Source organism: Clostridium sp. MCC328, from assembly GCF_018785465.1.
Taxonomy (GTDB): domain Bacteria; phylum Bacillota; class Clostridia; order Lachnospirales; family Lachnospiraceae; genus Pilosibacter; species Pilosibacter fragilis.
Map to the genome: position 1 here is coordinate 1 of NZ_WQPW01000045.1, position 9,177 is coordinate 9,177.

Sequence of the window (9,177 nt, forward strand, 5' to 3'; positions counted from 1 at the left end):
TTGAGAGTTCCTCCTTATTCTCTTTTATTATACATGAATTCCTTGAGAATAAGGTGTCAACTTTATTTATACAACATCAATATGATTATTGGTCATGCAAAGGCAGCACTGACAGAGAAGTTTATCAAGGAACTTCACTTGATTCTGAAAAGTGGTACAAGTGATTCCAGAAAAGATTGGTTCACTGTAGGCGATTATAAAACAATGCCGAATAAAGTTGGCGGCATGGCAACCGCACTTCCGGAAGAAGCTGCCGATAAAATGAAGGCCTTGCTGACGGAATATAACGCCAAGGAAGAAAAGACCTTTGAGGATATTCTGGACTTCCATGTGAAGTTTGAGCGGATCCATCCGTTCCAGAACGGCAATGGCCGTGTGGGCAGATTGATCATGTTTAAGGAGTGCCTGAAATACAATATCGTTCCGTTTATCATTGAGGATAATTTGAAGCTGTCCTATTATCGTGGATTGAAGGAATGGGACAACGAAAAAGGCTATTTGACCGATACCTGCCTGACTGCACAGGACAAGTATAAGGAGTATTTGGATTATTTTAGGATTGCTTATTAAAAGTGGTTCAAAGAGTAAAGTAAAAGGGCAAATTCGCACTTTGAGATAATTAGATGACATACATTTTAAAGACAGGAGTAAGTACATGTTCTATACCAAATGTAGATTGAAAAGGATGGAATAAAAAGCATGGAGAAATTGATCTTTTCGCTGGTTTTGCTATTGACTACAAAAATCATTTATCTGATCACAGGAAGAAACCGACGGCAGATAGCGCGTATCCCCAAAGGGATGGCAATCTTGTGCCAGCCGCCAGGACAACGGTATGTCGCTTATGCAGTAGGCGTATTCCAACTTCTTTTTGTTGCCTTTTTCCTCGTACTTTACATAAAAGACGGCGCACCTGCAGAAGCGCGGCAGATGTGGAGCCTGCTCGTCATAACCTCAATCTTGATCTGCATGCTTCTGATTTTCAGCGGGAATGTGGCAGGTCGGGACTGCGTTTATTTTAACAGCAGGGAAGTCCGGATTGAAAAGCCCTTTCGCAAGTCCAGAACCTTTCAGTGGGAGGAAATCCGAAAAGTAGACGGTAACTTTGACAATGCAGTCAACTTATATCTTCTGGATGGAACCAAGGTTCTTACCGCAAGGCTCGGAATGGTAAATTATGATGTATTTTGCGATATGATCAAGAAAACATGCCCAGAAAAGATTGCCAGCTACTATCGTTCCCATATGTACGAAGAATCGCAAAAATGTATTCTGCGCTATGGCTCCGAGTATTATCTTCTGGCAGCTATGGGCATCGGCATTCTCCTGATTTATATGGCAACTCTGGTGCCCGCAGCAGCGGAGAACAGCATCATACAGCAGTTTCTGCAGGGTGATTTCTCCCAGAGGTTCGCGCTTTTGTTTGCACCTGTCTGCGGAGTCATCAGTATCGTGTTCCTGGTTGTGATGCTCAATACAAATATCCGGTATTCACAGGAAAAAATGACCATCAAATACCCACTGCACAGAAAACGTGAACTTTACTGGAGAAACATCCAAAGAATCGAAATGGCTGCAGTGAAAAAAACGGAAAAAGCGGAATGGATGAAGCTGCGGCTGTACACACGGGAAGGTACTTACAAGATCAGTTTCAAATTCCTGACACATGGAAAAGATGAATTTTTATCCATGCTTTTCAAGATGATTCAAAAATATGGAATTTCCTGCATGCAAACAGATAAATAAACAGAGTTAAGACGGAGATCGGAGCGACTAAGCGAAAGAAAATCCGTACTGTGGACTTCTGCGACACACTGGCGGCAATTCTTAAGACAGCCAAAGCCGAACAGTACAAAAACTGCTTCCGATACGGAGAACTGTACAGCCTCAACTATTACAGTGAGGTCAAAGAAAAAGACCGTACTTATTACGAGGTTTACAGTCTGCCGAGAACGGAAGAAGTCCCTGAGGGATATATTACCAGATAAAATAAATGCACTTTGGGAATAGATTCTTTTGTTAGTTATATGACGAACAGTACATAAGCCTTGAGGTTTAAGGAGACAGAATGGTATATTGTGATTTCAGTAAAGTACAGTTTACAAGGGACTACACAGGGTAGGTATCTGACGGGAGGCGTGCCGCCCGTCAGATTTTCCATGTAATGTTCAAGCTGTCGCTTGTGGCGGCTACGGTGGCAATCATCAAATCCACCACCCGCCGCTTGTCGTCAAAGGATACGCTGTCCCATGTGTCGAGGTAGCCGGAAATCTGATTGACCTGCTCTTGGCTGATGGCTTCCACCGTCAACTCCGCTATCTGCTTCACAAGTTCCTGCTTGCGCCCGTCCAGTTCCGCTATCTTCACATTCACATAGGAGAGCAGGACATTGTTTGCGCCCGTCAGACTGTCCACCAGCTTTTCAATCTCGCTGTCCACATGGAGAAGTTCCACTTGCAGGGCGGCGATTTTCGGGTTGGCCTTTGCCGCTTTCTTCCTGCCCGTCAGCGTCTTGTGATTTTCCAGCTTCTTCACCATCTGCTGATAGACTACCGCTTCCAATTCGGAAGTGATGATTTTCCCACAGCCCGGACAGCTTTTATTGTCCAGCCGTTTCGTACAGCGGAGATATTGTTTTCTGGACGGATTGAAGATACTCATAAGCGCATAGCCGCAGTTCCCACACTTGATTTTCCCCGCCAGCCATGTGTGGGTGGCTTTCCGGGCAGACTGGATTTTCATGTTGTTCATCAGCTTCTTGCGGCAAGCCAGCCAGATGTCAGAGGGGACAATGCCCTCATGGGGAGCCAGTACCAGCATTTGGTCTTTCAAGTCGTTTTTCTTGCTGGCTTTTACATCCCGCCCCTGATACAGATAACACCCGTTCATTCCCGTAAAGTCGGCGGCGTCATTGACAATGACCGTCCCCTGGCTTTTGAAAAATTCGTACACATCCAAGTCCGCTTGCACATAAACGGGATTGCGTAACATCTGCGCCAGCGTGGGGCGTATCAGTTCTTTGCCGTAGAACAAAATCCCCTGTTCCGCAAAGTAGCGGGTAATGTCCCCGTAGGAGGTTGTGGGCTGTGCGTACATCTCAAATATCAGCCGGATATTGGCCGCTTCGTCCGGGTTTACCACCAGCTTCTTTGTGTTGATGCCGTCCATCTTGATCGGCTCCGTATGGAAGCCGTAAGGGGCTTTCCCGCCCATCTTAAAGCCCCGCTGACTGCGGGAGTAGTAAGCGTCCGTCACCCGCTTCTGTATCGTTTCCCGTTCAAGCTGGGCGAACACGATACAGATGTTCAGCATAGCCCGCCCCATCGGAGTAGAGGTATCAAACTTTTCCGTAGAGGACACAAACTCCACATTGTACTGCTGGAACAGTTCCATCATATTGGCAAAATCCAGAATGGAACGGCTGATACGGTCAAGTTTGTAAACAATGACCTTTGCAATCAAGCCCCGCTTAATGTCCCGCACCAGTTCCTGAAACTTCGGACGGTCTGTGTTTTTGCCGCTGTACCCTTTGTCTGTGTATTCCTTGCAGTTCCCGCCTTTCAATTCGTATTTGCAAAACTCAATCTGGCTTTCAATGGAAATGCTGTCCTTTTTGTCTACCGATTGCCTTGCATAGATTGCGTCTATTCTGTTATTCATTTTGTCGCTCCTTTTCTTAAAAAAGAAACGGAGCTGCTGACACTTATATTATACCGCCAGCAGCCCCGCAAATCAACGATGGCTTTGGAAAACCTTACGCCCCGGCTTCCTCATTCTGCCGTCTGTCGGCGTACTTGCGGAACACCTCATAAAGCTGTTGTTCCAGTTCCCGGCGTTTTGCCGCTTCCTGCTCCGGCGTGAACACCGGGGAGAGATTTTCCAGCGTGATTTCCTTCCCTTGAAAAGTTACGACCTCTGTTTCCTTTTTGTATCTGATACTTATAAAATCACCTTTCCTTTCCATAATGCCGTCCCCGTTTCAACTCCGCCAGCACTTCCGGCGGAATACGGTCAACCAGCCTTTGCATATTTTCCAATTCGCTTTCCAGCTTTGCTCGTTCCATGCGGTCTTTGATTTTGCCGCTTTCGCTGGCTCTGGCTCGTGCTTCCAATTTTTCATTTTCTGCTAACAGGTCTTTTATCGTAACCTTGTACTTTTTCAGTTGCCCGGAGAAGTTCTCCATCTGCGGAAACCACTTTTTCAGCATAGCAAGGACTTCCTCTTTCTTCTTTCCGGCGTTCAGCGGGTTCATGCTGTCAAGAGTGGCTTCAATGGCTCTGGCCTGTTTGGATAGGGAAACCGCCTGTTTGAAAAGGCGGGTAGGGATATGCTTCCGGCCTGTCTTGCTGGCGCTCTCCCCACGCTCCAAATCCGGGTATTTCTCCACCATATAGGCGTGAAAATCGTCCTGCCACTTCGTCAAATTCGCCCGGTTGCCGATAATCTCTTTCGCGCACAGGCGGTTGTCCTTTGTTAGCGGAACAAAGGTCAAATGCAGGTGCGGCGTTTTCTCGTCCATGTGTACCACCGCCGACACGATATTTTCCCGGCCTACCCGTCCGATGAGGAAGTCCGCCGCCCGCTGGAAAAACGCCTGTATCTCCTTTGGGGATTTCCCCTTGAAAAACTCCGGGCTGGCAGTTATCAGCGTATCGACAAACCGGGTGCTGTCCTTGCGGGTGCGGCACCCGGCCTGTTCAATACGGCTCTGAATGAAGTGGTAATAGCGTCCCTCCGGCTTGACGATATGGAAGTTGTATTTACTCCGGCTGGTGTCAATGTCGGGATTGCTGGCGTACTGTTCTTTCTGCCGTTCGTGATGGGCTTCCAGCGGTCTTGCCGGGTTGCCCTCGTGCTTCTCAAAACGCAAAATTGCGTGTTGTGCCATTCTGCTCCTTTCCCCATTCCATTCCTTTCCGGCGGTTTTTCCACAGGGAAAATCCCGCCGAAACTATCTCTGATAGGATTGGAATGGAATAGATATAAATAAAATATTTTTAATCTTTGTATTTCTATATACCGTCCGGTTTCCGTACTTCAATAGGAGTGATTATCGTACTTATCGGGTACGGTTTTCAGCCCTCCGGCGTTCCCAAACCGGATTTCTTGAAGTCGGCGTTTGAAACCGCTTCATAGGATTTTGGGTAAATACAGTTGGGTTTTCCACAGCCCTGTTTCCTAATCTCAATCAACTCCGCATACTGTAACTCCCGCAGGGTGTTGACGGCTTTCTGCCGCCCACAGTGGAGCAAGTCCACCACCTCACAGATGGGATAGTACAGATAAATGCGTCCGTACTCGTCCGCCCACCCGTTTTTCCGGGACAACTCCGCCCGCCGTAGGATAAAGGCATACAATAGCTTCGCTTCGTTGGACAAGGGCTGGAATGTAGGTGCTTCAAAGAGGAAATTCGGGAGCCGGGTGAAGCTGAACGCCTTTTCCGGCTGATGAATATAAATCGTGCTTGTCATAGTGTGTTTTGTGGACGGTTAGAAGCCCGTTTTCCGGGGGAGATGATACTTGATACCACCCGCCCCGGTCTGGGGCTTGCGGAGCCTTGTAAATCAAGGCTTTTTTCCTATCTAACTGTCCACAGCAGACCTCCTTTTCCGTTCACTTTCTGTTTTCTGCCGCCTGTGAACTCTGGCGGCGCAGTCCGGGCAGTATTTTCCCCGGTTGGATTTGGGGACGAACACGCCGCCGCAGACCGCACAGCGTTTCAAGTCCTTATCCCGGTAGATCTCCGCTTCCAGCGTCCCGGCAAGCGGCAAGACCGCCCACCGAAACCATTTACAGCAGACCGAGAAAGAAACCGTCTGCGGGCAGGTGCAGGTGTCGCCATCGTCAAGGACAATGCAGTTGCCGTCCTCACAGTTACAGCACTCCCGCCGTATCAGGGCATTGGCTTGTTTGCGCTGTGCCGGGGTCATGCGGTAGGGCGTGCCGTCCGGCCTGCGCTCTAACGGCGGCAGGCGTTTATATGGATTTTCTATCATGCGTCCCTCCGTCTGTTCTCCGTTGCCGTTCTCCCCGAAAAGGCTTCCTGCCCCATTCCTGCGGCGTGTTCCGGCGTTGGCACGCTCCCCACAGCTTCGGGCCATTGTGCCCCGAAGCCACTTCTGGACACTTTGTCCAGAAGTAGGCTCCTTGCGGTGCTTCCCCCGCCGGATATTCCTTTTCGGACGGTCATTCTGTTTTCAAGGTGCTGTCCATCGATGAACTGATTTAAGTGTAGACCTTTTTGACCGCCTGTGCCGTATATCCGAAAGGTAGGAAATCAGCCCGGAAAACTCCCTATTTCCACGCTCTCGGAATTGTGGTAGAATGATAAGTACAAAGAGACAAATCGGAATTTGAAAGGAGTTATAGATATGAGTTATGATTTGATGGTTTTTGAAAAAACAAAAGCACCTACCACCAAAAAAGAGTTTATGGCATGGTATGAAAAGCAAACTGAATGGGGAGAAGAACATGATTACGAAACGATTAGTGTTTCTTCACCCGCTTTACAAAATTGGTTTATGGAAATGAAGGAAAAATTCCCGCCCATGAATGGGGAATATGCACCAAATCTTGATCCTCTTGATGAAGATGAAGCCGAAGATTTAGAACGGCATACAGTTGATTACTGTATTGGATATGATGTAATTTATGCTGCATTTTCTTGGTCAGTCGCAGATGAGGCGTATGAATTTATGCGTAGTTTAGCTCAAAAACACAAGGTCGGATTTTTTGATGTGAGTGGAGATGATGGCGATATTATTTTGCCAGATGGAACTATGATAAAATAATCTGAAACATACCTATTCCGGTTTATTGGGCAGACAAGGAGGGAGAGCATGGAACTATCCATACCCGAACGATTGAAAGACCTGCGTGTGGAGCGTGGCTTGACACTGGAACAGCTTGCGGAGCAGACGCACCTCTCTAAGTCTGCTTTAGGCAGTTATGAGGGGGACAACTTCAAGGACATCAGCCACTATGCCCTTATCCAGTTGGCAAAGTTTTATGAAGTGTCCGTTGATTATCTGCTGTGCCGTTCCCACACAAAAAATCACCCAAACGCTGATCTTGCAGACCTGCGTTTGAGTGATGATATGATTGAATTATTGAAAAGCGGGCTGGTGGATAATGCCCTTTTGTGTGAACTGGTAACACACCCGGATTTTCCCCGGCTCATGGCCGACCTTGAAATCTATGTGAACGGCATAGCGACAAAGCAGGTGCAGAGCGCAAACGCCATTGTGGACGCTATGAGCGCAACGATTATGAAACAACACAATCCCGGCTTGACCGACCCGCAGTTAAGGCAGTTAGTCACCGCCCACATTGACGAGGACAGTTTTTGCCGCTATGTGATACAGCAGGACATAAACAGGATAGCCCTTGACCTGCGGGAAGCCCACAAGGACGATTTTTTCAGCGTCCCGGAGGATAACCCTTTGAAAGATTTTTTGCAGACCGCCGACGAAGCCGCCAGCGAGGACGGCGACCCGGAACAGGCGGCTATGGCCTTTATCTGTAAGCGGCTCAAGCTGAATTACAAGAAGCTGTCCGACGAAGAAAAGAAGTGGCTGAAAAAGATTGCGGAAAAGTCGGACTTGCTAAAAAATCCAAATCCACAGCGGGGGAAGAAATAAAAGAAATATATTACGGAGGAAATACAGATGAGATTTTGAGGCAAAGACAGAAAACAGGATAACAGAAAAAATATTTGGATTGAGCATCTCAATATTGATATAGGAAACTGGTTTCAAGTGTTTTCAGCTTGTTTAGGTAAAATGATAGCAATACAGACTGCTTGTAGTGAACAGGTGGTAAAGGGGCAGGACTGGAATGTTGATTTTTCAGAGGGCGTAATACTTTTTGGAAATCAAAAATATCCGCTTCAATTTATCGGAAGCGAGGCAACATCAAGTAACACATGGCTGTGGGGATGGGAAAATATCAATGGATTTTCCGAGAAAATTATTCAGGTAGCCACACACGCAAAAGTAGTGGGGGAACGCTGGAATTTAGAACCACTAACGACAGCAGAATTTACATTGGACGATACATTCAACGGGCATAACCTGTCTATCGTAACTTGCGGCTTAGTTGATAAGTATTGTTATTACAGAGGTCCACATTCTGGTGGAGCAATTTTTGTTGCATTTTCAGGTGTTCCTGATAGTGTGTTTGCCTCCGTCGATGTTCAAAAATTTGTATCTATAACGACGCAATGTATTCAACAATTTAATATTGATCACAAAATTTTTGTGGAGGGATTTCTCTCGTGGAACAATACGAAATATGAATGGGATAATCAAACATTACTCGCTCATTTTCAGCAAAATTTGAAAATTGAGTTTGAACAAGCAAATGATTTTTGGCGTATTTGCGCCATGAATACCATTTTATCTGGAAAACAGCAAAGCCAGTCGAGCCAGTCAACGGTCAAGATGAACGGCGCATTTCATGCGCCGCCGTTGACAGCCCCGCCCGTCTTTGCTAAAGGGTAATCAAGGCGGGAAAGCCCTAAAATGGCTTTCCCACCCATATCAATTTTGAGAAAGAAAACGCTACCAAAATAAAAAAGAGTGCGGCCAAGCACTTTGAGGAATTGGCCGCCTTGTCCACCCATTCAGCAGGACGGCGGGCGGCGGTCAAGGCCGGGTGTAAACCCGTTCATTTCAGCCTTGACGGTTGCCCGCTGTCCTGCTACTTTTCCGGGAATGTGGCCACAACTTCGGGACACTTTGTCCACAAGTCGGAGCGCAGGACGAGGGACGGGGGCTTTCATATACGCCCTGTCTGCTGATGAAACCAGTCCTGCGCTTGCGGCTTCACGCCACGCAATCACAGCCCTGTTTTCCTGCCGCTTCAAACACCCTTGCCCTCCCCGGCGGCAACGGCATTTTCACGGCAACGCCGACAGAGCGTATAACACACTACACTTTGCAAGCAAAGTCGTGTGCCAAGGGGCAAGCCCCTTTGGAAACCCCGGACAACAAAATAGGCTGAATATCCCGCACTTTCCCGGTGCTTGATACTCAGCCATTTTGTTGTCAGCAGCCCCCGTTTCGTGGTCTGCGTGTAGTCCCTTGTAAACTGACCTAATAGTTTATATAAATATTTGGATATTTATCATAACGGGTTAAAAAAACTTGCAAACAAAGAAATGCAAGCAATCGTTG

The 9,177-nt window shown here is 47.4% G+C and carries 9 protein-coding genes and 2 pseudogenes; 6 read left to right on the forward strand and 5 right to left on the reverse strand.

What is annotated here, in order from left to right:
* Positions 1–75 precede the first annotated feature (75 nt).
* The 3 genes and pseudogenes from GPK83_RS08035 to GPK83_RS08045 all read left to right on the forward strand — a co-directional run.
* Positions 76–570: pseudogene (locus GPK83_RS08035) on the forward strand (Fic family protein); the annotation flags it as partial.
* A gap of 423 nt (positions 571–993) precedes the next feature.
* Positions 994–1,746, forward strand: a complete 753-nt coding sequence (locus GPK83_RS08040; RefSeq protein ID WP_215704493.1) for a hypothetical protein — start codon at positions 994–996, stop codon at positions 1,744–1,746.
* Between the two features lie 2 nt (positions 1,747–1,748).
* Positions 1,749–1,976 (forward strand): annotated as a pseudogene (locus tag GPK83_RS08045) (site-specific integrase); the annotation flags it as partial.
* A gap of 172 nt (positions 1,977–2,148) precedes the next feature.
* Here GPK83_RS08045 and GPK83_RS08050 read toward each other — a convergent pair.
* The 5 genes from GPK83_RS08050 to GPK83_RS08070 all read right to left on the reverse strand — a co-directional run bounded on the left by GPK83_RS08050 (position 2,149) and on the right by GPK83_RS08070 (position 5,997).
* Positions 2,149–3,660 carry a recombinase family protein gene (locus GPK83_RS08050; protein ID WP_215704494.1) on the reverse strand — a complete coding sequence of 504 codons (1,512 nt, stop codon included), beginning with the start codon at positions 3,658–3,660 and terminating at the stop codon, positions 2,149–2,151.
* Between the two features lie 94 nt (positions 3,661–3,754).
* Complete coding sequence (locus GPK83_RS08055) at positions 3,755–3,964, reverse strand: hypothetical protein (protein WP_215704495.1); 210 nt, start codon at positions 3,962–3,964, stop codon at positions 3,755–3,757.
* Positions 3,948–4,889 carry a MobV family relaxase gene (gene mobV, locus GPK83_RS08060; protein WP_215704496.1) on the reverse strand — a complete coding sequence of 314 codons (942 nt, stop codon included), beginning with the start codon at positions 4,887–4,889 and terminating at the stop codon, positions 3,948–3,950. The genes GPK83_RS08055 and mobV overlap by 17 nt, the downstream gene beginning before the upstream one ends.
* A 187-nt stretch (positions 4,890–5,076) precedes the next feature.
* The gene (locus GPK83_RS08065) at positions 5,077–5,472 is read right to left on the reverse strand and encodes a replication initiator protein A (protein ID WP_215704497.1); all 396 of its coding nucleotides are present in this window, start codon (positions 5,470–5,472) and stop codon (positions 5,077–5,079) included.
* A gap of 111 nt (positions 5,473–5,583) precedes the next feature.
* Positions 5,584–5,997 carry a cysteine-rich VLP domain-containing protein gene (locus GPK83_RS08070; protein ID WP_215704502.1) on the reverse strand — a complete coding sequence of 138 codons (414 nt, stop codon included), beginning with the start codon at positions 5,995–5,997 and terminating at the stop codon, positions 5,584–5,586.
* 375 nt (positions 5,998–6,372) lie between these two features.
* Here GPK83_RS08070 and GPK83_RS08075 point away from each other — a divergent pair, with 375 nt between their 5' ends.
* The 3 genes from GPK83_RS08075 to GPK83_RS08085 all read left to right on the forward strand — a co-directional run bounded on the left by GPK83_RS08075 (position 6,373) and on the right by GPK83_RS08085 (position 8,502).
* Complete coding sequence (locus GPK83_RS08075; RefSeq protein ID WP_215704498.1) at positions 6,373–6,792, forward strand: hypothetical protein; 420 nt, start codon at positions 6,373–6,375, stop codon at positions 6,790–6,792.
* 48 nt (positions 6,793–6,840) lie between these two features.
* Positions 6,841–7,641: a helix-turn-helix transcriptional regulator gene (locus GPK83_RS08080; RefSeq protein WP_215704499.1), complete on the forward strand. Its 801-nt coding sequence runs from the start codon at positions 6,841–6,843 to the stop codon at positions 7,639–7,641.
* Between the two features lie 117 nt (positions 7,642–7,758).
* A complete protein-coding gene (locus GPK83_RS08085; protein ID WP_215704500.1) occupies positions 7,759–8,502 on the forward strand; it encodes a DUF6882 domain-containing protein in 744 nt (247 codons plus the stop codon).
* Positions 8,503–9,177 lie beyond the last annotated feature (675 nt).